We start from the raw sequence: 23,070 nt of genomic DNA, 5'->3' as shown, positions 1-23,070 counted from the left end.
TCCTGGTGATCAAGGTCGTACGGGGCAACCCGACCCCGGAGGAGCTGGCCGCCGCCCTGGCGGTGGTCCGGGCGCGCGCCGCGGCCGCCGCCGCGGCCGGCACGGACGGCGCGCCGCGCCTCCCGGAGGGCTGGTCGGACCCGGCCAGGATCGCCCGTGCCCGCCGTCCCCAGCCGGGGCCGCGGGCGTGGACGCGCTCCTTCTGGCCGGCCTAGGCCCACCGGCCCGGCCCGGCAAGCGGTACGACGGCCCCCGCCGGCGCGGGGGCCGTCGTGCGGGCGGTCGCCGGGCGCCGGCCGGCCGTCGTGCGGGCGGGACGCCGGGGGCGGTCGCCGGGCGCGGGCGGGGGTAGTCCGTTGGCACTGCCACGCATGAGTACGGATACTCAGGCGTCGCGTCCGGCGGGCCCGCACCATCGAAGGATGCTGTGGTCCGACCCGGAGAACGAACCCCCCGAGGAGATGCGCGACATGCAGGCCATGCTGCGCCGGGCGGGGATCCTGCTGGCGCTGGCGATGGTGCTGGCGATGTTCGTGACGGGGCTGCACTGACCCGTTGTCCGTACGATGACGACCATGACTGCTCAGCGCCGCCGCCTGGTCCTCGCCTCCGCCTCCCCAGCCCGCCTCGGCCTGCTGCGCCAGGCCGGGCTCGCCCCCGAGGTGATCGTCAGCGGCTTCGACGAGGACAAGGTCACCGCCCCGACCCCGGCCGAGCTGGCGCTCGCCCTGGCCGAGGCGAAGGCCTCCGTGGTGGCCGCCCGCCCCGAGGTGTCCGGGGCGCTGGTCATCGGCTGCGACTCGGTGCTCGAACTGGACGGCCGGGCGCTGGGCAAGCCGGCCGACGCCGAGGAGGCCACGGCCCGCTGGATGGCCATGCGCGGCCGGGTGGGCGTCCTGCAGACCGGCCACTGCGTGCACGACACGGCGACCAAGCGGTACGCCTCCGCCACCGCCTCCACCCTGGTCCGCTTCGGCCACCCGACGGACACGGAGATCGCCGCGTACGTCGGCAGCGGCGAGCCCCTCCACGTGGCCGGCGCCTTCACCCTGGACGGCCGCTCCGCCCCCTTCATCGACGGCATCGACGGCGACCCGGGCAATGTCATCGGCCTCTCGCTGCCGCTGCTGCGGCGGCTGCTGGGACGGCTGGACGTGTCGATCACCGACCTGTGGGCGTGAGCCGGGCCACGGCGGTGAGCCCCGCCGAGGGCGCGCCCTACACCGGCGCCGGCCCGGTCGCGGGCGGCCGGGGCTCCGCCGCCTCCCGGGCGATGACGTCCGGGGCGTAGGCCAGCAGGGACAGCACCACCAGCCCCAGCACCACCATCATGAACGCGAAGGCCCCCCAGCCCACCAGGCCCACCGCCAGGGCGCCCAGCACGCCGTGGGTGACGGCGCAGGCGATGAGGAGGACGCGGGCCGCGCGGCCCGGCGCGCGGTCGCGCACCGCCACCACCAGCAGCGCCACACCGCACAGGGCGAGGAAGAGGCCCATGGCGCCGCCCATCGCCCAGGTGCCGGCCACCATGGCGTCCGGATCCAGGTCGGCCATGGACATCCGCTGGCCGCCGACGGCGGTGGCGAGCACCCCGTGCACCACCACGAAGCCGACCGCCTCGACGAGCAGCACCATTCCGGCCACCAGCCCTGTCGTTCTGCGGGCCACCATGGGTTCTCCCCTGCCTGTTACCTGCGGTACGGCCGACGCCGTGCACGCTACTAACGGGTAACGGCGAGGACAAGGGTCCGGACGCCACCGCAAAGAATCATTCGCCCATTCGTAGGGACTCCACAAAGAATCCGGACGGCGCACTGGCCGGGCAGACAGAGACCTTGGCCACACCCCGGGGTTACTGTGCGGTGAAGAAACCCTGCGTACCGTGGTGCCACAAGGGTTTTTGCCGCCCGGGCGAGCCTCGCGTCACGCTCCGTGTGGGCAAGCTCACCACTGGGGACGGGTCGTGAGGCCGTGTCGGCAGTCCCTAAACTCAGCTTGTTTCAAGGAGGGAGCCATCGTGCGCAAGGTGCTCATCGCCAACCGTGGCGAAATCGCTGTCCGTGTCGCCCGTGCCTGCCGGGACGCCGGGATCGCCAGCGTAGCCGTCTACGCCGATCCGGACCGGGACGCGCTGCACGTCCGCGCGGCCGACGAGGCGTTCGCCCTGGGCGGTGACACCCCGGCCGCCAGCTATCTGGACATGGCCAAGGTGCTCCAGGCCGCCAAGGACTCCGGCGCGGACGCCATCCATCCCGGGTACGGCTTCCTCTCCGAGAACGCCGAGTTCGCCCAGGCCGTCATCGACGCCGGGCTGACCTGGATCGGCCCGCCCCCGCAGGCCATCCGCGACCTGGGTGACAAGGTCGCCGCCCGGCACATCGCCCAGCGGGCCGGCGCGCCCCTGGTGGCCGGCACCCCGGATCCGGTCTCCGGCGCCGACGAGGTCGTCGCCTTCGCCGAGCAGAACGGGCTGCCGATCGCCATCAAGGCCGCGTTCGGCGGTGGCGGGCGCGGCCTGAAGGTGGCCCGCACCCTCGAAGAGGTCCCCGAGCTGTACGACTCGGCCGTCCGCGAGGCCGTGGCCGCCTTCGGGCGCGGCGAGTGCTTCGTGGAGCGCTACCTCGACAAGCCCCGGCACGTCGAGACCCAGTGCCTGGCCGACCAGCACGGCAATGTGGTCGTGGTCTCCACGCGTGACTGCTCGCTCCAGCGCCGCCACCAGAAGCTCGTCGAGGAGGCGCCGGCGCCCTTCCTGTCCGACGAGCAGAACGCCCAGCTCTACCGCGCCTCCAAGGCCATCCTCAAGGAGGCCGGCTACGTCGGCGCGGGCACCGTGGAGTTCCTCGTCGGCCTGGACGGCACCATCTCCTTCCTGGAGGTCAACACCCGCCTCCAGGTCGAGCACCCGGTCACCGAGGAGGTCACCGGCCTGGACCTGGTGCGGGAGATGTTCCGGATCGCCGACGGCGAGGAGCTCGGCTACGACGACCCGCCGGTGCGCGGGCACTCCTTCGAGTTCCGTATCAACGGCGAGGACCCCGGCCGCAACTTCCTCCCCGCGCCCGGCACGGTCACCGCGTTCGCGCCGCCCTCCGGCCCCGGTGTCCGGCTGGACGCGGGCGTGGAGTCCGGCAGCGTGATCGGTCCCGCCTGGGACTCGCTGCTGGCCAAGCTGATCGTCACCGGCGCCACCCGTGAGCAGGCGCTCCAGCGGGCCTCCCGGGCCCTGAACGAGTTCCAGGTCGAGGGCATGGCCACCGCCATCCCCTTCCACCGCAAGGTGGTCACCGACCCGGCGTTCACCTCAGACCCGTTCCAGGTGCACACCCGGTGGATCGAGACCGAGTTCGTCAACGACATCAAGCCCTTCGCCGCTCCGGCCGCCGGTGAGGCCGACGAGGAGGAGACCGGTCGCGAGACCGTCGTCGTCGAGGTCGGCGGCAAGCGCCTCGAGGTGTCCCTGCCGTCCTCGCTGGGCATGAGCCTGGCCCGCACCGGCCTGGCCGCCGGCGCCAGGCCCAAGCGCCGCGCCGCCAAGAAGTCCGCCTCCGCCGCCTCCGGCGACACCCTGGCCTCCCCCATGCAGGGCACCATCGTCAAGGTGGCCGTCGAGGAGGGCCAGGAGGTCAAGGAGGGCGACCTCATCGTCGTCCTGGAGGCCATGAAGATGGAGCAGCCGCTCAACGCCCACCGCGCGGGCACCGTCAAGGGCCTGACGGCCGAGGTCGGCGCCTCGGTCACCTCCGGCGCCGTCATCTGCGACATCAAGGACTGACGCGCCGGAAGCGGCGCCACGCGCCCCCCGCGGTACGGGAAGGGGCCTGCCGGGCATCACCGGCGGGCCCCTTCCCGCGTCCTCACGCGGGGTTCCGCCGCCTGTGCGATGGCATTCTGGAGTCATCGAGGCGGAGGCAGGGAGGACGCGGCCATGGTGACCGGTACGGCAGCGGGTACGGCTCCGGACGTGCCGCGTCCCATGCGGGCCGACGCCCGCCGCAACTACGAACGGCTGCTGGGGGAGGCCCGGGCCGCGTTCGCGGAGCACGGCACGGATGCCTCACTGGAGGACATCGCCCGGCGCGCCGGGGTGGGCATCGGCACGCTCTACCGGCACTTCCCCAACCGGCACACGCTGATGAACGCGGTCTTCCAGGAGGCACTGGGGGCGCTGCTGGAGCGCTCTCGGCAGCTCACCGAAACGGACCAGCCGTGCGAGGCGCTGGTGAAGTGGCTGCGCGCCATCATCACTCACGCGGGTGAATACCGGGGCCTGGCGAGCGCGCTGATGTCGGCGTCCCACGACCGCAGCTCGGCGCTGTCGCAGTGCAGTGTGCCGATGCGCGAGGCCGGTTCCCGGCTGCTGGAACGGGCGGTGGACTGCGGCGCCGTACGGGCGGGCGTGTCCATCGACGACCTGTTGCAGCTGACGAACGCCATCGCCCTGGCCGCGGAGCGGTCCCCCGACGACCCGGAGCTGGCCGACCGGCTGCTGACGCTGACGCTGCTCGGGCTGAAGGCCTGACCTCCCCGGGGGCCCGGCCGTACGAGCCGGAACGGCCGGGCCGCGGCGGGAGGCGGCCGGGCCGCCGGTGGAAGCGCCCGGGCCCCCGGTGCAGGCGGCCGGGTCACGGCCGGGCCGGACCCGGGCGGGCACATGCGGGCACCCGACTCCCCGGGCACCCGGTGCCCGGCCGCCCGGGGAGTCGCCGGCGGCCGGGTCCACGGGGGGCCGGGTTCGCGAGCGGGGTACGGCGGCCGGGTCGCCGGGCCGGGCGGCCGGTGACCGTCGCGGCCCTGACGGCCGGCGCCCCGGTGACCGGGGCGCCCCGCGCCCGGACGGATCCGGCGGTGCTCAGCGACGGCGCAGATCGGCCACGCGCGCGCCCCGCTCCTGGGCCTGCGCCTCGCCCGTCAGCGCGGCGCTGCGCAACGGGGCGCCCGGGTGGCGGCCGCGCTGGCCCGGCAGCGGCACCTCCCGGCGGGGCTGCCGGCCCGGCGGGGCGCCGTCGGCTCCCGGGACGGCGGTGGCCCCGGCCACCGTGATCTGGACCCCCTGGTCGGCCAGGGCCTGGAGCTCGGTGAGCGCCCGCTCGTCATGGGCGGGCGGGTCGTCGGTGACCAGGCGGGTGATCACGTCCGTCGGCACGGTCTGGAACATGGTGTCCGTGCCGAGCTTGGTGTGGTCCGCGAGGACCACGACCTCGCCGGCCGCCTGGACCAGCGCCCGGTCGACGCTCGCGGAGAGCATGTTGGACGTGGACAGGCCCCGCTCGGCGGTCAGGCCGCTGCCGGACAGGAACGCCCTGGAGACCCGGAGCCCCTGGAGGGACTGCTCGGCACCGCTGCCGACCAGCGCGTAGTTGGAGCCGCGCAGGGTACCGCCGGTCATGACGACCTCGACCCGGTTGGCATGGGCGAGTGCCTGGGCGACCAGCAGGGAGTTGGTGACCACGGTCAGTCCGGGCACCCGGGCGAGCCGGCGGGCCAGCTCCTGGGTGGTCGTGCCCGCGCCGACGACGATGGCCTCGCCCTCTTCGACGAGTCCCGCGGCGATGTCCGCGATGGCGGTCTTCTCCGCGGTGGCGAGATGGGATTTCTGCGGGAAGCCGGACTCTCGCGTGAATCCGCCCGGCAGCACCGCACCGCCGTGCCGGCGGTCGAGGAGTCCTTCTGCCTCCAGCGCCCGCACGTCCCGCCGTACGGTCACTTCGGAGGTCTGGACGACGCGGGCGAGCTCGCGGAGCGACACCGCTCCGTTGGCGCGCACCATTTCAAGGATCAATTGGCGACGTTCTGCAGCGAACACGAAACTGACAGTAACGTGGCAGACCGTTTCTTTGCAGCGGTATGCGCCCATTAAGAGAAGTTGCGAACAGACGGGGCCCCCAAGTGGTATGGGTGGCCCCGTCCAGGAACGTTCTTTGACCGGTCGCTGTCCCGACTTGCCGGGGCTTGCCGGGGGTTGTCCCGCCCCGGCGGGCGCCTACGCCTCGGCCGTCGTCTTCCGGGTGTGCAACTGCCGCGCCACCTCGGCGATCGAGCCCGACAGCGACGGGTACACGGTGAAGGCGTTCGCGATCTGTTCGACCGTCAGATTGTTGTCGACCGCGATCGAGATCGGGTGAATCAGTTCGCTGGCCTTCGGCGCGACGACACAGCCGCCGACCACGATGCCCGTGCCGGGCCGGCAGAAGATCTTGACGAAGCCGTCCCTGATGCCCTGCATCTTGGCGCGCGGGTTGCGCAGCAGCGGCAGCTTGACCACCCGGGCGTCGATCTTGCCCGCGTCGACGTCGGCCTGGGTGTAACCCACCGTGGCGATCTCGGGGTCGGTGAAGACGTTCGAGGAGACCGTCTTCAGGTTCAGCGGGGTCACCGAGTCGCCGAGGAAGTGGTACATCGCGATCCGCCCCTGCATGGCGGCGACCGAGGCGAGCGCGAAGACCCCGGTGACGTCACCGGCGGCGTACACACCCGGCGCGGAGGTGCGCGAGACCTTGTCGGTCCGGATGTGGCCGGACTCCCTGAGCCGGACCCCCGCCTCCTCCAGGCCCATCCCGGCGGTGTTCGGGATGGCGCCGACCGCCATCAGGCAGTGCGAGCCGGAGATGACCCGGCCGTCGGCGAGGGTGACCTCGACCCGGTCGCCCACCCGCTTGGCGGACTGGGCGCGCGAGCGGGCCATGACGTTCATGCCGCGGCGCCGGAAGACCTCCTCCAGGACGGCGGCGGCGTCCGGGTCCTCGCCGGGCAGCACCCGGTCACGGGACGACACCAGGGTGACCCGCGAGCCGAGCGCCTGGTAGGCGCCGGCGAACTCGGCGCCGGTGACGCCGGAACCGACCACGATGAGCTCCTCGGGGAGCTCGTCGAGGTCGTAGACCTGCGTCCAGTTCAGGATGCGCTCGCCGTCGGGCTGGGCGTCGGGGATCTCCCGGGGGTGACCGCCGGTCGCGATCAGCACGGCGTCGGCGGTGAGCGTCTCCTCGGTGCCGTCGGCGGCGGTGACGACCACCTGGCGGGAGCCGTCCTGGGCCTGGCGGCCGTCGAGCCGGCCCCGGCCGCGCATCACCCGGGCGCCGGCCCGGGTGACGGAGGCGGTGATGTCGTGGGACTGGGCGAGCGCGAGCCGCTTGACGCGCCGGTTGACCTTGCCGAGGTCCACACCGACGACTCGGGCGGCCTGCTCGATGTGCGGCGTGTCGTCGGCGACGATGATGCCCAGTTCCTCGTACGACGAGTCGAAGGTGGTCATCACCTCCGCGGTCGCGATGAGGGTCTTCGAGGGCACGCAGTCGGTCAGGACGGACGCTCCGCCGAGGCCGTCGGAGTCGACGACGGTCACCTCCGCGCCGAGCTGGGCGCCCACCAGGGCCGCCTCGTATCCGCCGGGTCCGCCACCGATGATCACGATCCGGGTCACTGGGGTCACGCCTCGCGCTCTCGTCACGGCAACCCCCAGGACAGGGTGGGCCGGGGGTTCGGGGGTTGCCCCCGATGGATGGAGTACGTACTCCATTGTCCCGCACCGTTCAACCAGGTTCGCCCCGGGGCCCTCGATCGGGGAACGGCGTCCACCCGCGACCCTCCCGTACCCTCGATCCCATGTCGCTCTACGCCGCGTACGCCGGCAACCTCGACGCGCGGCTGATGACGCGCCGCGCCCCGCACTCCCCGCTGCGCGGCACCGGCTGGCTCAACGGCTGGCGGCTCACCTTCGGCGGCGAGCAGATGGGCTGGGAGGGCGCCCTGGCCACGATCGTGGAGGCGCCGCGCTCCCAGGTGTTCGTCGCCCTGTACGACATCGCCCCGATGGACGAGGACTCCATGGACCGCTGGGAGGGTGTCGGCCTGGACATCTACCGGCGGATGCGGGTGCGGGTGGACACCCTGGACGGCGAGGAACCCGCCTGGGTGTACGTGCTCAACGGATATGAGGGCGGCCTGCCGTCCGCCCGCTACCTGGGTGAGATCGCCGACGCGGCCGAGTCCGCGGGCGCGCCGCACGACTATGTGATGGAACTGCGCAAGCGCCCTTGTTAGAGAAGGCGCCGGGCACCCCGCCGTGGGCGCTTCGTCGGAAACGACAAGACAACGATCGCAGGTCCGTGAGCATCGTCATCTACGCGCGTAGGCAATCTGCGGCTACGCTCTTTCGCGTACCGAATTTCCTTCCGGGGCCCACCCCCGGACCCCCGGGCCGGGCAGCGAACGGACCGGGGCGACGTTCCTTCGCGAGGCGAGAGACTCTGTGAACGCAACTGCCACCCCGGACCACCTCCAGGGCGACCCCTACGCCGCCGCCGACGCCGCCGCCGCGCGCCTGCGCGAGCTGACCGGCGCCGAGACCCACGACGTCGCCCTCGTGATGGGCTCCGGCTGGGCGCCGGCCGTCGACGCGCTCGGCGCCCCCGACGCCGAGTTCCCGGTCACCGAGCTGCCCGGCTTCCCGCCGCCGGCCGTCGAGGGCCACGGGGGCAGGATCCGCTCGTACACGATCGGCGAGAAGCGCGCGCTGGTCTTCCTGGGCCGTACGCACTACTACGAGGGCCGCGGCGTCGCCGCCGTCGCCCACGGTGTGCGCACCGCCGTCGCCGCCGGCTGCAAGACGGTGGTGCTGACCAACGGCTGCGGCGGCCTGCGCGAGGGCATGCGCCCCGGCCAGCCGGTCCTGATCAGCGACCACCTCAACCTCACCGCCACCTCGCCGATCGTGGGCGCCAACTTCGTCGACCTGACCGACCTGTACTCGCCGCGGCTGCGCGCGCTGTGCAAGGAGGTCGACGAGACGCTGGAGGAGGGCGTGTACGTCCAGTTCCCCGGCCCGCACTACGAGACCCCGGCCGAGATCAACATGGTCCGCGTGCTCGGTGGCGACCTGGTCGGCATGTCCACCGTCCTGGAGGCCATCGCGGCCCGTGAGGCGGGCGCCGAGGTGCTGGGCATCTCCCTGGTCACCAACCTGGCGGCGGGGCTCTCCGGCGAGCCGCTGAACCACGAGGAGGTCCTCCAGGCGGGCCGCGACTCGGCGGCGCGCATGGGCGAGCTCCTCACCCGCGTGCTGGACCGCATCTGATCCCTCGTGCCCCCGGCACGGCCCGGCGCCCACCGGTCATCCGGTGGGCGTTAGGCCATCCGGGCCCGAGGTCCCGGGCCGGCGGGTGCCCGGCCGGGTGGCCGAAGGGCACGGGGACCCGTACGGCACCCGACATCCCACACCCGACTCCCAGAGAGGCAGACCACCGTGCAGCAGAACCTCATCGCGCAGGCCGAGGCGTGGCTGGCCGAGGACCCGGACAGCGAGACCCGCGACGAGCTCGCCGAGCTCATCGAGGCGCAGGACTTGGACGAGCTGGCCGCGCGGTTCAGCGGCACCCTGCAGTTCGGGACGGCCGGGCTCCGCGGTGAGCTGGGGGCCGGGCCCATGCGGATGAACCGCGCGGTGGTCGTCCGGGCCGCCGCCGGGCTCGCCGCGTACCTGAAGGGCAAGGGGCAGGGCGACGGGCTGGTCGTCATCGGGTACGACGCGCGCTACAAGTCGGCCGACTTCGCCCGCGACACCGCCGCCGTGATGGTGGGCGCGGGCCTGCGCGCCGCCGTGCTGCCGCGGCCGCTGCCGACCCCGGTGCTGGCGTTCGCCATAAGGCACCTGGGCGCGGTGGCCGGCGTCGAGGTCACCGCCAGCCACAACCCGCCGCGCGACAACGGCTACAAGGTCTACCTGGGCGACGGCTCGCAGATCGTGCCGCCGGCCGACGCGGAGATCGCCGCCGAGATCGCCGCCGTACGGTCGCTGCACGACGTACCGCGTGCCGAGGCGGGCTGGGAGACGCTCGGCGACGAGGTCCTGGAGGCGTACCTGGAGCGTACCGACGCCGTCCTGACCGAGGGGTCGCCGCGCACCGCGAACGTCGTCTACACGGCCATGCACGGCGTCGGCAAGGACGTGGTGCTGGCCGCCTTCGCCCGCGCCGGGTTCCCCGCCCCCGTCCTCGTCGAGGAGCAGGCGGAGCCGGACCCGGCCTTCCCGACCGTCGCGTTCCCCAACCCGGAGGAGCCGGGGGCGATGGACCTGGCGTTCGCCAAGGCCCGCGAGGTCCGCCCGGACATCGTCATCGCCAACGACCCGGACGCCGACCGCTGCGCCGTCGCGGTCCCGCACGAGGGCGACTGGCGGATGCTGCGCGGTGACGAGGTGGGCGCGCTGCTCGCCGCGCACCTGGTGCGCAGGGGGGTCACCGGTACGTTCGCGGAGTCGATCGTGTCCTCGTCGCTGCTCGGCCGGATCGCCGGGGCGGCCGGGCTCGGCCACGAGGAGACGCTGACCGGTTTCAAGTGGATCGCCCGCGTGGCGGGCCTGCGGTACGGCTACGAGGAGGCGCTGGGCTACTGCGTCGACCCCGAGGGCGTGCGCGACAAGGACGGCGTGACGGCGGCGCTGGTCGTCGCCGAGCTGGCCTCGGAGCTCAAGGAGGAGGGCCGTACCCTCTCCGACCTGCTGGACGACCTGGCGGTCGCGCACGGGCTGCACGCCACCGACCAGCTCTCCGTCCGGGTGGAGGACCTGAGCGTCATCGCGGACGCGATGCGCCGGCTGCGCGAGCGGCCGCCGGCCGCGCTGGCCGGGCTGACCGTCACGGTGGCCGAGGACCTGACCCGCGGCACGGAGACGCTGCCGCCCACCGACGGCCTGCGGTACTACCTGGACGGCGACTACAAGGCGCGGGTGATCGTCCGCCCGAGCGGCACCGAGCCCAAGCTCAAGTGCTACCTGGAGGTCGTGGTCCCGGTCGGCGGGGCCGCCGAGCTGGCCGGTGCCCGCGCGAAGGGCGCCGAGGTGCTGGCCGCGGTCAAGCGGGACCTGGCGGCCGCCGCCGGCATCTGAGCGCGCCGCACCGCGCCGGTCGCGGTGCCGCGCCGCACCCCACCGCGCCGCCGCGGTTCCGGGCCCGTACGGGGAACTCGCCGTACGGGCCCTCGGCTTCTCCCGTACGGGTGAATCCGGTAGGTCACTTGACGCAGGGTCCCGGTACGTTCACCCGGGAGCCGAGCAGGGTGAGCCGGTAGCGCGCAGCCGAGTCCCTGGAGCCGCCACCGTGCCGCCGGTGATCACCGACCGCCCGACCGTCCCCGCCTCCCGGCGGCCGCCGTCCCCGGTGCGCTCCGGCGTACGGCGGCGCACCGCCCGCTCGCTGCGGTACGCCGCGCCCGCCCTGGTGGGCTACCTGGCCGTGCGGCTGTCCGGGCTGCTGGTGCTGGCCCGCTGGGCGCACCTCAAGGACCACGGCGTCTGGCCGACCCTCGCCAGGTCCTGGGACTCCAACTGGTACCTGGGCATCGCCGACCACGGCTACCAGGACGACCTGGGCACCCGGACGGACTCCAACAACCTGGCGTTCTTCCCGCTCTACCCGCTGCTGGTGAAGGCCGTCGCGGGGGTCACACCGGGGTCGCGCGCCTCGGTGGGGCTGGTCCTCGCGGTCTGCTTCTCGCTGGTCGCGGCGTGGGGCGTGTTCGCGGTCGGCGACCGGTTGTACGGGCGCCGCGCCGCGACGGCGCTGACCGTCCTGTGGGGTGCGGCGCCGGTCGCGGTGGTCCAGTGGATGGCCTACACCGAGTCGCTGTTCACGGCGCTCGCCGCCTGGGCGCTGTACGCGGTGCTGACCGGGCGCTGGCCGTGGGCGGCCGGCCTCGCGGTGCTGGCCGGCCTGACCCGCCCCACCGGGATCGCGGTCGCGGCGGCGGTGACGGTGACCGGCCTGCTGGCGGCCGTCCGCCACCGACACCGGGCCGCCCTGGTGGCGGCGCTGACCGCTCCGCTGGGCTGGCTGGGGTACGTCATGTGGGTGGGCGCCCGGGTGGGGCGCTGGGACGGCTACTTCGCCGTCCAGCGGCTGTGGCGCAACCAGTGGGACGGCGGCGCGGGGACCCTGCGCGAGCTGCGCGGGCTCCTGGCGTACGACAGGAACCCCCAGCTGTTCCTGGTGGCCGTCTCGGTGGTGCTGGTGGCGTCGGCGGCGCTCTTCGTGGTCTGCTTGGCCGACCGGCAGCCGCCGGCGCTGCTGGTGTTCAGCGGGGTGCTGCTGCTGGTGGTGCTGGGCAGCGGCGGTGTCTACTTCCCGCGCGCCCGCTTCCTGCTGCCGGGCTTCCCGCTGCTGCTGCCGGTCGCCGTGGCGGTGTGCCGCGCCAGGCCAGTGGTCGCGGCGCTGGTGCTGGGCGCGGCGACGGCCTCGTCGGCCTGGCTGGGCGGTTACATGCTGCTGGTGTGGCCCGGCCCCCCGTGAGTCGGGTCAGCCGTTGGTGGCCGCCAGCAGGACCACGCCGAGGACCAGCCCGGCGAGGGCGGGCGCGATGAGCTCGTAGGCCCAGCGGACGCTCACCTCGCCCCGGGCGGTCGGCCGGGAGGCGCACCGCTCGGCCAGTTCCCGCAGCTCGGCGACGGCCTGGTCGGCCACGGCCAGCGGGACGGCGGGCTCGGCGCCCCCGGGGAACCCGCCCGCGTCCCCGGGGGCGGCCCGGCCGGCCCGGGACTGGCGGCGGGCGGCGCGCTTGCGCTCGCGCAGTGAGACGGGCACGGCCCACATCTGGTACTTGGCGCCGTCCTTGGTGATCACCTCGCTGGAGTACCCGGCGCGCACGTCGGCGACCACCGCCCAGGGCAGGACGACCGTACGGAAGGGGTTGCGCACCCTGATCCGGTCCTCCCCGGCCAGCACCGCCGGCCGCAGGGTGAACGCCACCACCAGCGGCACCACCAGCAGCAGCCCGGCCAGAGCCAGCCACGGCGTACGGCCCTCGCCCCGGATCAACGCGTCGATCCCGATCCAGAGGGCCAGGGCCAGCAACAGCACTCCGCCCACCATCCCGAAGGGGGAGCGATAGGCGCGGTCGGCGTAGGCGGGCTGCTCAGGCGTCGTCATGGGGCAGATTGTGCCTCAGCCGCCGATCAGCTCCGCGTACGGGACGACGGTGCCGGTCCCCGTCCCCGCCGCCCGGCCCGTCGCGGCGGGGCACCGGCAATGGCACGGGGCGGGCGGGGCCGACGTGTCCCCTGCCGGCTGGCGGGCTGTCTCCCGCCCGTCCTGCCGCCGGCCGCCGGGCGCCACCGGGCGGCCCGACCGGCCGCCGCGCCGACCGGGGCGGGCGGCCGGTGTCGGCCGCGCCCGGAAGACGGCGCCCCCGCCCGGCGGCCACCGCGGCGCTGGGCTGCGGCGCCGTCCGGGACCGGCCACCGGCCCGGCGCCCGGCCCGGCGACGGCGGGGCCGTCGGCGGTGCCGCGGTGGCCGAGCAGTACGGCACCGGCCGGTGCCGTACTGGGCGGCACGGGCCCCCTTGTCGTACCGGCCGGTCCGGCCCGCCCGGCGGCGGACCTGACCCGGCGGGAAGCGGACGGCGGCGGACCGGACCCGGCGGGAAGCGGACGCCCCCGGTCGCGCGGGCGGCGCACCGCCCCCGTGGCGGGTCCCGACGGTCCCGCCACGGGCGTGTGACCGGACTCACCGGAGCCCCTCGTACCGGCGCTCACCAGCGGGTTCGCGGGTGGCCCGAATCCGGGGCTGTACAGGCCGCTACGCGCGTAGATATGCTCCTCTGGTGACCATGCCCACCTCCCCCAAGCCCTCGACTCCGTTCGAGCAGGGTGGCACTCCCACCCACGCGTTCGCTGACGTGACGGCGTCCGACAGCACGCTGCGCCGCTTCCTCCACGGGCTGCCCGGCGTGGATCCGGTCGGCCTCGAAGCGCGCGCCGCGGCGCTCGGCACCCGTTCGATCAAGACCTCGGCCAAGGCGTACGCCATCGACCTGGCCATCTCGATGATCGACCTGACGACGCTGGAAGGCGCGGACACCCCGGGCAAGGTCCGGGCGCTCGCCGCCAAGGCCGTCAATCCCGATCCGACCGACCGCACCACGCCGCGCACCGCCGCCGTCTGCGTCTACCCCGACATGGTGGCCACCGCGAAGGCCGGTCTGGCCGGCACGGACGTGAAGGTCGCCTCCGTCGCCACCGCCTTCCCGGCCGGCCGCGCCGCCCTCGACGTGAAGCTCGCGGACGTCCGTGACGCGGTCGCCGCCGGGGCGGACGAGATCGACATGGTGATCGACCGCGGGGCGTTCCTCGCGGGCGACTACCTGAAGGTCCACGACGAGATCCGCGCCGTGAAGGAGACCTGCGGCGACGCCCGTCTGAAGGTCATCTTCGAGACCGGCGAGCTCTCCACGTACGACAACATCCGCCGGGCCTCCTGGCTCGGCATGATGGCCGGGGCGGACTTCATCAAGACCTCGACCGGCAAGGTCGCGGTCAACGCCACCCCCGCCAACACCCTGCTCATGCTGGAGGCCGTGCGCGACTTCCGCGCGCAGACCGGGGTACAGGTGGGGGTGAAGCCCGCGGGCGGCATCCGCACCACCAAGGACGCCGTCAAGTTCCTGGTCCTGGTCAACGAGACCGCCGGCGGGGACTGGCTGGACAACCGCTGGTTCCGGTTCGGCGCGTCGAGCCTGCTCAACGACCTGCTGATGCAGCGTCAGAAGCTGGCCACCGGACGATACTCCGGTCCCGACTACGTGACGGTGGACTGATCACCATGGACAAGTTCGAGTACGCACCCGCACCCGAGTCCCGCTCGGTCGTCGACATCGCGCCGTCCTACGGCCTGTTCATCGACGGCGAGTTCACCGAGGCGGCCGACGGCAAGGTCTTCAAGACCGTCTCCCCCTCGTCGGAGGAGGTCCTCTCCGAGGTCGCCCAGGCCGGGCCCGAGGACGTGGACCGGGCCGTGCGGGCCGCCCGCAAGGCCTTCGAGAAGTGGTCGGCGCTGCCGGGCGCCGAGCGGGCCAAGTACCTCTTCCGGATCGCCCGGATCATCCAGGAGCGCAGCCGTGAGCTGGCCGTCCTGGAGACCCTGGACAACGGCAAGCCGATCAAGGAGACCCGCGACGCGGACCTCCCGCTGGTCGCCGCGCACTTCTTCTACTACGCGGGCTGGGCCGACAAGCTCGACCACGCCGGCTACGGCGCGAACCCGCGCCCGCTGGGCGTGGCCGGCCAGGTCATCCCGTGGAACTTTCCCCTGCTGATGCTCGCGTGGAAGATCGCCCCGGCGCTCGCCACCGGCAACACCGTCGTGCTGAAGCCCGCCGAGACGACCCCGCTGTCCGCGCTGTTCTTCGCCGACATCTGCCGTCAGGCGGGTCTGCCGAAGGGCGTCGTCAACATCCTTCCCGGCTACGGGGACGCCGGCGCCGCACTCGTCGAGCACCCCGACGTGAACAAGGTCGCCTTCACCGGCTCCACCGCCGTCGGCAAGGCCATCGCGCGCCAGGTCGCCGGAACGGACAAGAAGGTCACCCTGGAGCTGGGCGGCAAGGGCGCCAACATCGTCTTCGACGACGCGCCCATCGACCAGGCCGTCGAGGGTGTCGTCACCGGCATCTTCTTCAACCAGGGCCAGGTCTGCTGCGCGGGCTCCCGCCTGCTGGTCCAGGAGTCGATCCAGGACGAGCTGCTGGACGCCCTCAAGCGCCGGCTGTCCACGCTGCGCCTGGGCGACCCGCTGGACAAGAACACCGACATCGGCGCGATCAACTCCGCGCAGCAGCTGGCGCGCATCAAGGCGCTGGCCGACACCGGCGAGGCGGAGGGCGCCGAGCGCTGGTCCCCCGCCTGCGAGCTGCCCTCCACCGGCTACTGGTTCGCCCCGACGCTGTTCACCAACGTCACCCAGGCGCACACCATCGCCCGCGACGAGATCTTCGGCCCGGTCCTGTCGGTGCTGTCCTTCCGCACCCCCGACGAGGCCGTCGCCAAGGCCAACAACAGCCAGTACGGCCTGTCCGCCGGCATCTGGACGGAGAAGGGCTCCCGCATCCTGGCGGTGGCGGGCAAGCTCCGCGCGGGTGTGGTGTGGGCCAACACGTTCAACAAGTTCGACCCGACCTCGCCCTTCGGCGGCTACAAGGAGTCGGGCTTCGGCCGCGAGGGCGGCCGCCACGGCCTGGAGGCGTACCTCGATGTCTGACAGCAACGGCAACCGTTTGGGCGTCCTCAAGACCTACAAGCTGTACGTCGGGGGCAAGTTCCCCCGCAGCGAGAGCGGCCGGGTGTACGAAGTGACCGACGCAAAGGGCAAGTGGCTGGCCAACGCGCCGCTCTCCTCCCGCAAGGACGCGCGGGACGCGGTCGTGGCGGCCCGCAAGGCGTTCGGCGGCTGGTCGGGCGCGACCGCGTACAACCGGGGCCAGATCCTCTACCGCGTCGCCGAGATGCTGGAGGGCCGCAGGAGCCAGTTCGCGCACGAGGTGGCGCACGCCGAGGGCCTGTCCAAGTCGAAGGCGGCCGAGGTCGTCGAGGCGGCCGTCGACCGCTGGGTCTGGTACGCGGGCTGGACGGACAAGATCGGGCAGGTCGTCGGCGGGGCCAACCCGGTCGCGGGCCCGTTCTTCAACCTGTCGACCCCCGAGCCGACGGGCGTGGTCGCCGTCGTCGCCCCCCAGGACTCCTCCTTCCTGGGTCTGGTCTCGGTGATCGCCCCGGTGATCGCCACCGGCAACACGGCGGTCGTGGTCGCCTCCGGGCGGGCCCCGCTGCCCGCGCTGTCCCTGGGCGAGGTACTGGCCACCTCCGACCTGCCGGGCGGTGTGGTGAACATCCTGTCCGGCCGGGCGGCCGAGATCGCCCCGTCCCTCGCCGCGCACCAGGACGTCAACGCCATCGACCTGACCGGCGCGGACGCCGGGCTGGCCCGGGAGCTGGAGATCGCCGCCGCCGACAACCTCAAGCGCGTGCTGCGTCCCCAGGCCGTGGACGGCGAGGACTTCGCCGCCGACCCGGGCACGCGCCGCCTGACGGCGTTCCTGGAGACCAAGACGGTCTGGCATCCGACGGGCTCCCTGGGCGCCTCCGGCTCCGCCTACTGACGGGCCCGCGCCACCGGCGGACCCGCCCGTGACGAACGGCCCCGCTTCCCCTCCGTCCGGGGGGAGCGGGGCCGTTCCCGTACGGCCGTTCCGCCGGGCATGCCGCTCAGCCGGGCAGCGCGCCGCCCAGCAGCGGGCCCGCCACCGGCAGTTCGGGGAGCCTGGTCATCGAGCCGGTGACCGACGTGGTGTCGACCGGCCTGAAGTCGGCCACCTGCGTGCCCACGCCGTTGTCGAGCGGGTCGACCCCGGTCTGCGCGAGCGGGTTGACCTTGAGCTGCTTGACGGGCGCCGCCGCGTGCGGCACCGCGCCCGCCGTGCTCCGCAGGGCCGCCTCCGTGTCGAGGTCCTGCGCGTGCGCCGTGCCTCCGGCGGCACCGAGGACCGCGCCGAGGGCGGATACGGTCAGCCCGGCCTGCAACAAGGGGTGACGTGCCATGAGAGCTCCTGCGCGTACGTGACGGGTCGGGCACGCAGCGTATGGGAGATGTGATGCTCGATACCAACGGGTACCGGAGGGGGTCCCCCTACCGGGTGAATGGTTCAGACTGGTGTCCCGTGAGTCCCCAACCCTTCCCGACCCGCGTCGTGCTGCTCGCGGGCCCCTCCGGTTCCGGTAAGTCCTCCCTCGCGGCCCGCACCGGCCTGCCGGTGCTGCGCCTCGACGACTTCTACAAGGAGGACGGCGACCCGACGCTCCCGGTGGTACCGGGCAGCGCCGACACCGACTGGGACTCCCCCGCGTCCTGGGACGCGGACGCGGCGGTGGCCGCGATCGTGGAGCTGTGCCGTACCGGCCGCACGTCCGTGCCGGTGTACGACATCGCCACCAGCACGCGCGTGGGCACCGAGCTGCTCGACGTGGAGCGCACCCCGCTGTTCGTGGCCGAGGGCATCTTCGCGGCGGACATCGTGGCCCGGTGCCAGGAGCACGGGGTGCTGGCGGACGCCCTGTGCCTGCGCGGCCGCCCCTCGACCACCTTCCGCCGCCGGTTCCTGCGCGACCTGCGCGAGGGCCGCAAGTCGGTGCCGTTGCTGCTGCGCAGGGGCTGGCGCCTGATGCGCGCCGAACGCTCCATCGTGGCCCGCCAGGCCGCCCTGGGCGCCCACCCCTGCGACAAGGCCGAGGCCCTGGGCCGGCTGGCCGCCGCGGCGGCGGGGCGCTGCCGTGCCCCGGCGGTGCGGCAGGCCGCCTGACGGGCGGGCCCGCCGCACACAGGAGCGCGGGGCCGGACAAGTCCCCCCGACCTGTCCGGCCCCGCGCCCTGCCCCCGTGCCGGCCGCGCCGGTGTCCCCCGACACCGCCCCGGCCGTCCCCCGTGTCCTCAGGCCACCAACTGGCCGAAGGACTCCTCCTCGTCACGGCCGAAGCCGAGGACCTCGTCCTCGCGCAGCCGGCGCAGCGAACGCCAGATGCTCGACTTGACCGTGCCGACACTGATGTCCAGGATCTCCGCGATCTCCGGATCCGTACGGCCCTCGTAGTAGCGCAGCACCAGCATGGTGCGCTGGAGTTCGGGCAGCCGGGCCAGCGCCTGCCAGAGCACCGCGCGCAGTTCCGTGCCGCGCATGGCGTCGGTGTCGCCCGCCGTCTCCGGCAGCTCCTCCGTCGGGTACTCGTTGAGCTTGCGGCGCCGCCAGGCGCTGATGTGCAGGTTGGTCATGGTGCGGCGCAGGTAACCGCCGACCGCGGCCTTGTCGCTGATCCGCTCCCAGGCCCGGTACGTCGAGAACAGCGCGCTCTGCAGCAGGTCCTCGGCCTCGAACCGGTCACCGGTCAGGTGGTAGGCGGTCGCGTACAGGGAGGCGCGGCGTTCCCGCACGTAGGCGGTGAACTCCGCCTCCGTGAGGTTCGTCCGCTCCCCCGTTGCCTCCCCGTACGGCGCTCCCCCGTCAGCGACGGCGACCATGCAGGTCGCCTTGGGCTGACGCCCGGCGCCGCGGACACACCCCCGCCCTCCCCCGAGCTCCCTGTTCCGCTCGAGCAGGGAGGTGCCGCCTTCCGCGCCGGACTTCCCGGTGCTCCGCACGACGTCGTGGAGACGCGTGACAACTGCGCTTGAGGTGGTGCTGTGCAGTGCGTTCATCTCGCGCCCCCCATCGGTCGGAGTGTTGGTCGGTCCGTGTGCTCATCAGCTTGGCGGGGGCACTTCATAGCGGTGTCCGCCGACTGTCACAGGCGTGTCACAGGCCTCCCGGAGAGGTGGGAATGCTCCGGGCCGGCGAACTCCCCCTCCACCATGGGACAGAATGTCGCTGTGCCTTTCCTGTTGCTGATCGAGGACGACGACGCCATCCGCACGGCCCTCGAACTCTCGCTGTCACGCCAGGGCCACCGAGTGGCCACCGCGGCGACGGGCGAGGACGGCCTGAAACTGCTGCGCGAGCAGCGGCCCGACCTGATCGTGCTGGACGTGATGCTGCCCGGCATCGACGGCTTCGAGGTGTGCCGCCGCATCCGGCGCACCGACCAGTTGCCGATCATCCTGCTGACCGCGCGCAGCGACGACATCGACGTGGTGGTCGGCCTGGAGTCCGGGGCGGACGACTACGTCGTCAAGCCGGTGCAGGGCCGGGTCCTGGACGCCCGGATCAGGGCGGTGCTGCGGCGCGGCGAGCGGGAGTCGACGGACTCGGCGACGTTCGGCTCGCTGGTCATCGACCGGTCGGCCATGACGGTCACCAAGAACGGCGACGACCTCCAGCTCACGCCCACCGAGCTGCGGCTGCTGCTGGAGCTGAGCCGCAGGCCCGGCCAGGCGCTGTCGCGGCAGCAGCTGCTGCGGCTGGTGTGGGAGCACGACTACCTGGGCGACTCGCGTCTGGTGGACGCGTGTGTGCAGCGCCTGCGGGCGAAGGTGGAGGATGTGCCGTCCTCGCCGACGCTGATCCGCACGGTGCGGGGCGTCGGATACCGGCTGGACGTACCTTCGTGACCGACGGACCCAGGAAGTCGCCGGGCGCGGGGGTCCGGTGGACCAGCCTGAGGCTGCGGCTCGTCGTCGTCTTCGCCCTCGTCGCGCTGCTCGCCGCCGTCTCGGCGTCCGGCATCGCTTACTGGCTCAACCGCGAGGCGGTGCTCACCCGCACCCAGGAAGCGGCGCTCAACGACTTCCGGCAGGAGATGCAGAACCGGGCCGCCGCCCTGCCGCCGCGGCCGACCCCGGAGGAGCTCCAGCGCACCGCCGAGGAGATGTCCTCCGGCGGCGTGGGGTACGGCGTGGTGCTGCTGGGCGAGCGGGACAAGGGCAAGCCGATCGTCGGGGTGTCCGATCCGGACCGGTTCACGCTGGACGACGTACCGGCCTCGCTGCGGGCCGCGGTGAACAAGCGGCAGGACGTCGACTCCGCCAACCCCTACCCGTACCACCTCTTCTGGCAGCGCACGACCCGGGGCAACTCGCCCTACCTGGTGGGCGGTACGCGGATCGTGGGCGGCGGTCCGACCGGCTACATGTACAAGTCGCTGGAGCCGGAGCGGCAGGACCTCAGCTCGCTGGCCTGGTCGCTGGCCATCGCCACCGCGCTGGCCCTGATCGGCTCCGCGCTGCTGGCGCAGGCGGCGGCCACCACCGTGCTGCGTCCGGTGCACCGGCTGGGCGAGGCGGCGCGCCGGCTCGGCGAGGGCAAGCTGGACACCCGGCTGCGGGTGTCCGGCACGGACGAGCTGGCCGAGCTGGCCAGGACCTTCAACGACGCCGCGCGGAGCCTGCAGAAGCAGGTCGCCGACATGAGCGCCCGGGAGGAGTCCAGCCGCCGCTTCGTCGCGGACATGTCGCACGAGCTGCGCACCCCGCTGACCGCGCTGACCGCCGTGACGGAGGTGCTGGAGGAGGAGCGGGACACGCTCGACCCGATGATCGCCCCCGCCGTCGAGCTGGTCGTCAGCGAGACCCGCCGGCTCAACACCCTGGTGGAGAACCTGATGGAGGTCACCCGCTTCGACGCGGGCACGGCCCGGCTCGTCCTGGACGACGTCGACGTCGTCGACCAGGTCACCGCCTGTGTGGACGCGCGCGCCTGGCTGGACGCGGTCGAGCTGGACGCGGAGCGCGGCATCATGGCGCGGCTGGACCCGCGCCGCCTCGACGTGATCCTGGCGAACCTCATCGGCAACGCGCTCAAGCACGGCGGCTCCCCGGTGCGGGTCTCGGTGCGCACCGGGGACGAGGACCTGATCATCGAGGTGCGCGACCACGGCCCCGGCATCCCCGAGGACGTCCTGCCCCATGTCTTCGACCGGTTCTACAAGGCGAGCGCGTCGCGCCCGCGCTCCGAGGGCAGCGGTCTCGGCCTGTCGATCGCCATGGAGAACGCCCACATCCACGGCGGCGACATCACCGCGGCCAACTCGCCGGACGGCGACGGCGCGGTGTTCGTCCTGCGGCTGCCGCGCGACGCCTCGGGCATCGCCCGCTGTTTGCAGACCAGCAGCGACCAGGGCAAGGAACACGGCAAGGACCAGGAGGGCGGCGCGCGGTGAGGGTGTACCGACGGCGGGGGGCGGGCGTCCTGGTGGGTGGCGTGCTGGCCGCGGCCCTGGTGACCGGGTGCGGCATCAGGACCACCACGGTGCCGGTCGACGGGGGCGCCGCCCCCTCCCGGCTGCCGTGCAGCGTCTCCGGCGAGGGCGGCGGGAGCCGGACGCCCGGGCCGGGCGTGTCCGTGCGGGTGTACCTGATGTGCGCGTCGGGTCTGGAGGCGGTGGACCGGCAGGTTCCGGCACCGGACGGCAGGGGCGCGGACGCCCGTGTCGCGGCGGCCCGCGCGCTGCTCGGCCAGTTGCGGGCGGAGCCCTCCCGGTCCGAGCGGGAGGCGGGCTTCACGACGTACGTGCGGCCGCCGCTGACCGTGTCGGGCAGCCGGGACGGTGACCCGGCGGGGGCCCTGCGGCTCAGCCGCCAGCCGGAGGACCTGCCGCCGGCCGCGCTGTCGCAGATCGTCTGCACCTACGCGGAGAACGGCACCACGCACGGCACGGCGGTGACCGGCGGGACCGTGGTGCTGGGCGGGCCCGGCGACTATCCGGTGCGCCACTACCAGTGCAGCGCCGGGATCCGGGAGCGTCCGGAGTCGGCCGTGCCGACCCGGTCGCCCTGACCGCCCGTCCCGGCCGGTGCCGGGGAGACGGAACCGATCCCGCCGCGGGCCGCGTCTTGGGGGGCGTGCAGCGTCAAGGTTCCGGCGGCAGTGCCGCTCTCCACTTCCGTGCGGCGGGGCTCGTCCTCCTCCTCATCCATCTGGTGCTCGTGGGATGGCTGACGCTCCGGCCACTGGACGTGATGTGGGTGACGGCGGCCAATCTGGAGCCGTTCGCCGGTATCAGGGCGGACCTGGCGCTGGGCTGGGCCGAGGCGGTCCGGCGGATCGGTGAGGGACTGCTGCTGCTGGCCCCCCTGGGGGTGCTGCTGCCCATGGCGGACGGCCGCCTGGACGTCGCCCCCTGGGCCTCCCTGGTCCGTACGGCGGCCGCCGGCGCCCTGGTGTCGCTGGGCATCGAGCTGCTGCAGACCGCGGTGCCGGGCCGGGTGGTGGACGTCGACGCCCTGCTGCTCAACACCCTGGGGGTGGCGCTCGCCCATCTGGCCGTGGTGCCCGCCTGGCGGGCCCGGCTGCGCCGCAGGGACCGGGGGTCCGCCTTGTCAGGGAGCCGCGGACGGGGCGGTGCCCTGCTGCGGGAGGACACGCCTCAGGGTGCGACCCCGACGATTCCCAGGGTCGGTATCGCCCCGTAGTCCGACGTTTTGTCCGGGCCCCAGGGGTGACTATGGAGTCATCGGGAGCCCGACACCGCGGCTCCCTCGGCACCGCCCGACTAAGGAGCCCACCATGGCCGCACTGACCCGCCCCCGCGACGGACGGATGATCGGCGGAGTGTGCGCAGCGCTGGCACGGCGCTTCGGCACCTCGGCCACGACGATGCGGGTGATCTTCCTGGTCTCCTGCCTGCTGCCGGGACCGCAGTTCCTGCTCTACGTGGCGCTGTGGCTGCTCCTGCCGTCGGAGAAGGCCGCGAAGCCCGCCTGGTAGCCGTCGCCCCGCACCCACGTACGCCAGTGGGGCGGGGCGCCCCGGACCGGGCGCGCCCCCCCCCGCCCGCGACAGGCCCGCCGGCACACCCCCCCCGCACGCGCGCGCGGCCGCCC

Annotated in this window: 24 protein-coding genes; 18 read left to right on the top strand and 6 right to left on the bottom strand. The window is 73.7% G+C overall.

Going from position 1 to position 23,070, the window contains the following annotated elements; genetic code table 11:
- Window positions 1–5: 5 nt before the first annotated feature.
- From AB0H53_RS00120 to AB0H53_RS00110, 3 genes are all read left to right on the top strand, one after another.
- Entirely contained in the window at window positions 6–215 is a 210-nt protein-coding gene (locus AB0H53_RS00120; RefSeq protein ID WP_362104666.1) for an acyl-CoA carboxylase epsilon subunit, read from the top strand.
- 207 nt (window positions 216–422) lie between these two features.
- A complete protein-coding gene (locus AB0H53_RS00115; protein WP_362104663.1) occupies window positions 423–551 on the top strand; it encodes a hypothetical protein in 129 nt (42 codons plus the stop codon).
- A gap of 24 nt (window positions 552–575) precedes the next feature.
- The gene (locus AB0H53_RS00110) at window positions 576–1,181 is read left to right on the top strand and encodes a nucleoside triphosphate pyrophosphatase (protein ID WP_362104660.1); all 606 of its coding nucleotides are present in this window, start codon (window positions 576–578) and stop codon (window positions 1,179–1,181) included.
- 37 nt (window positions 1,182–1,218) lie between these two features.
- Here the strand turns inward: AB0H53_RS00110 and AB0H53_RS00105 are convergent, their stop codons facing one another.
- Window positions 1,219–1,671, bottom strand: coding sequence for a hypothetical protein (locus tag AB0H53_RS00105; protein WP_362104657.1), 453 nt, complete (start codon window positions 1,669–1,671; stop codon window positions 1,219–1,221).
- A 346-nt stretch (window positions 1,672–2,017) separates the two neighbouring features.
- Here AB0H53_RS00105 and AB0H53_RS00100 point away from each other — a divergent pair, with 346 nt between their 5' ends.
- Both AB0H53_RS00100 and AB0H53_RS00095 read left to right on the top strand, forming a co-directional pair.
- Window positions 2,018–3,775, top strand: a complete 1,758-nt coding sequence (locus tag AB0H53_RS00100; protein WP_362104655.1) for a biotin carboxylase N-terminal domain-containing protein — start codon at window positions 2,018–2,020, stop codon at window positions 3,773–3,775.
- 153 nt (window positions 3,776–3,928) lie between these two features.
- On the top strand, window positions 3,929–4,522 hold the full coding sequence (locus AB0H53_RS00095; protein ID WP_362104652.1) for a helix-turn-helix domain-containing protein: 594 nt from the start codon (window positions 3,929–3,931) through the stop codon (window positions 4,520–4,522).
- A 330-nt stretch (window positions 4,523–4,852) separates the two neighbouring features.
- On the opposite strand, the gene AB0H53_RS00090 is transcribed toward AB0H53_RS00095, so the two are convergent.
- Together AB0H53_RS00090 and AB0H53_RS00085 are read right to left on the bottom strand one after the other, a co-directional pair.
- The gene (locus AB0H53_RS00090) at window positions 4,853–5,806 is read right to left on the bottom strand and encodes a DeoR/GlpR family DNA-binding transcription regulator (protein WP_362104649.1); all 954 of its coding nucleotides are present in this window, start codon (window positions 5,804–5,806) and stop codon (window positions 4,853–4,855) included.
- 177 nt (window positions 5,807–5,983) lie between these two features.
- Window positions 5,984–7,519, bottom strand: a complete 1,536-nt coding sequence (locus AB0H53_RS00085; protein ID WP_362104646.1) for an NAD(P)H-quinone dehydrogenase — start codon at window positions 7,517–7,519, stop codon at window positions 5,984–5,986.
- An 86-nt stretch (window positions 7,520–7,605) separates the two neighbouring features.
- Here AB0H53_RS00085 and AB0H53_RS00080 point away from each other — a divergent pair, with 86 nt between their 5' ends.
- From AB0H53_RS00080 to AB0H53_RS00065, 4 genes are all read left to right on the top strand, one after another.
- Window positions 7,606–8,043 carry a gamma-glutamylcyclotransferase gene (locus AB0H53_RS00080; protein WP_329876342.1) on the top strand — a complete coding sequence of 146 codons (438 nt, stop codon included), beginning with the start codon at window positions 7,606–7,608 and terminating at the stop codon, window positions 8,041–8,043.
- 208 nt (window positions 8,044–8,251) lie between these two features.
- Window positions 8,252–9,076 (top strand): purine-nucleoside phosphorylase, encoded by an 825-nt coding sequence (locus tag AB0H53_RS00075; protein WP_362104642.1) that lies wholly within the window; start codon window positions 8,252–8,254, stop codon window positions 9,074–9,076.
- Between the two features lie 168 nt (window positions 9,077–9,244).
- Entirely contained in the window at window positions 9,245–10,885 is a 1,641-nt protein-coding gene (locus AB0H53_RS00070) for a phospho-sugar mutase (RefSeq protein ID WP_362104640.1), read from the top strand.
- 271 nt (window positions 10,886–11,156) lie between these two features.
- A complete protein-coding gene (locus tag AB0H53_RS00065; protein WP_362105611.1) occupies window positions 11,157–12,284 on the top strand; it encodes a hypothetical protein in 1,128 nt (375 codons plus the stop codon).
- Between the two features lie 6 nt (window positions 12,285–12,290).
- Here AB0H53_RS00065 and AB0H53_RS00060 read toward each other — a convergent pair whose 3' ends face one another.
- Entirely contained in the window at window positions 12,291–12,920 is a 630-nt protein-coding gene (locus AB0H53_RS00060; protein WP_362104637.1) for a PH domain-containing protein, read from the bottom strand.
- Window positions 12,921–13,600: 680 nt separating this feature from the next.
- On the opposite strand from AB0H53_RS00060, the gene deoC reads away from it, so the two are divergent.
- The 3 genes from deoC to AB0H53_RS00045 are packed head-to-tail and all read left to right on the top strand — an operon-like array spanning window position 13,601 to window position 16,924.
- Complete coding sequence (gene deoC / locus AB0H53_RS00055) at window positions 13,601–14,587, top strand: deoxyribose-phosphate aldolase (RefSeq protein WP_362105608.1); 987 nt, start codon at window positions 13,601–13,603, stop codon at window positions 14,585–14,587.
- Between the two features lie 5 nt (window positions 14,588–14,592).
- Window positions 14,593–16,026, top strand: a complete 1,434-nt coding sequence (locus AB0H53_RS00050) for an aldehyde dehydrogenase family protein (protein ID WP_362104634.1) — start codon at window positions 14,593–14,595, stop codon at window positions 16,024–16,026.
- Window positions 16,019–16,924 carry an aldehyde dehydrogenase family protein gene (locus AB0H53_RS00045; RefSeq protein ID WP_362104631.1) on the top strand — a complete coding sequence of 302 codons (906 nt, stop codon included), beginning with the start codon at window positions 16,019–16,021 and terminating at the stop codon, window positions 16,922–16,924. The genes AB0H53_RS00050 and AB0H53_RS00045 overlap by 8 nt, the downstream gene beginning before the upstream one ends.
- Before the next feature lie 106 nt (window positions 16,925–17,030).
- Here AB0H53_RS00045 and AB0H53_RS00040 read toward each other — a convergent pair whose 3' ends face one another.
- Window positions 17,031–17,363 (bottom strand): hypothetical protein, encoded by a 333-nt coding sequence (locus AB0H53_RS00040; protein WP_362104628.1) that lies wholly within the window; start codon window positions 17,361–17,363, stop codon window positions 17,031–17,033.
- A gap of 53 nt (window positions 17,364–17,416) precedes the next feature.
- Here AB0H53_RS00040 and AB0H53_RS00035 point away from each other — a divergent pair, with 53 nt between their 5' ends.
- Window positions 17,417–18,121, top strand: coding sequence for a uridine kinase (locus AB0H53_RS00035; RefSeq protein ID WP_362104626.1), 705 nt, complete (start codon window positions 17,417–17,419; stop codon window positions 18,119–18,121).
- Between the two features lie 128 nt (window positions 18,122–18,249).
- On the opposite strand, the gene AB0H53_RS00030 is transcribed toward AB0H53_RS00035, so the two are convergent.
- Window positions 18,250–19,011, bottom strand: a complete 762-nt coding sequence (locus AB0H53_RS00030) for a SigE family RNA polymerase sigma factor (protein WP_362104623.1) — start codon at window positions 19,009–19,011, stop codon at window positions 18,250–18,252.
- Between the two features lie 171 nt (window positions 19,012–19,182).
- On the opposite strand from AB0H53_RS00030, the gene afsQ1 reads away from it, so the two are divergent.
- The 5 genes from afsQ1 (at window position 19,183) to AB0H53_RS00005 (ending at window position 22,954) form a co-directional block, all read left to right on the top strand.
- A complete protein-coding gene (gene afsQ1 / locus AB0H53_RS00025; RefSeq protein WP_362104620.1) occupies window positions 19,183–19,860 on the top strand; it encodes a two-component system response regulator AfsQ1 in 678 nt (225 codons plus the stop codon).
- Window positions 19,857–21,407, top strand: a complete 1,551-nt coding sequence (locus AB0H53_RS00020) for a HAMP domain-containing sensor histidine kinase (RefSeq protein WP_362104618.1) — start codon at window positions 19,857–19,859, stop codon at window positions 21,405–21,407. Before afsQ1 ends, AB0H53_RS00020 begins: the two co-directional genes overlap by 4 nt.
- Window positions 21,404–22,024: a hypothetical protein gene (locus AB0H53_RS00015; protein ID WP_362104616.1), complete on the top strand. Its 621-nt coding sequence runs from the start codon at window positions 21,404–21,406 to the stop codon at window positions 22,022–22,024. The genes AB0H53_RS00020 and AB0H53_RS00015 overlap by 4 nt, the downstream gene beginning before the upstream one ends.
- Before the next feature lie 65 nt (window positions 22,025–22,089).
- Window positions 22,090–22,659: a VanZ family protein gene (locus AB0H53_RS00010; protein WP_362104613.1), complete on the top strand. Its 570-nt coding sequence runs from the start codon at window positions 22,090–22,092 to the stop codon at window positions 22,657–22,659.
- A 94-nt stretch (window positions 22,660–22,753) separates the two neighbouring features.
- Window positions 22,754–22,954 carry a PspC domain-containing protein gene (locus AB0H53_RS00005; RefSeq protein WP_362104610.1) on the top strand — a complete coding sequence of 67 codons (201 nt, stop codon included), beginning with the start codon at window positions 22,754–22,756 and terminating at the stop codon, window positions 22,952–22,954.
- The last annotated feature ends 116 nt before the right edge of the window (window positions 22,955–23,070 follow it).

The organism is Streptomyces sp. NPDC050856 (assembly GCF_040653855.1).
Lineage (GTDB): Bacteria > Actinomycetota > Actinomycetes > Streptomycetales > Streptomycetaceae > Streptomyces.
This window is presented reverse-complemented; position numbering and strand designations above follow the sequence as displayed.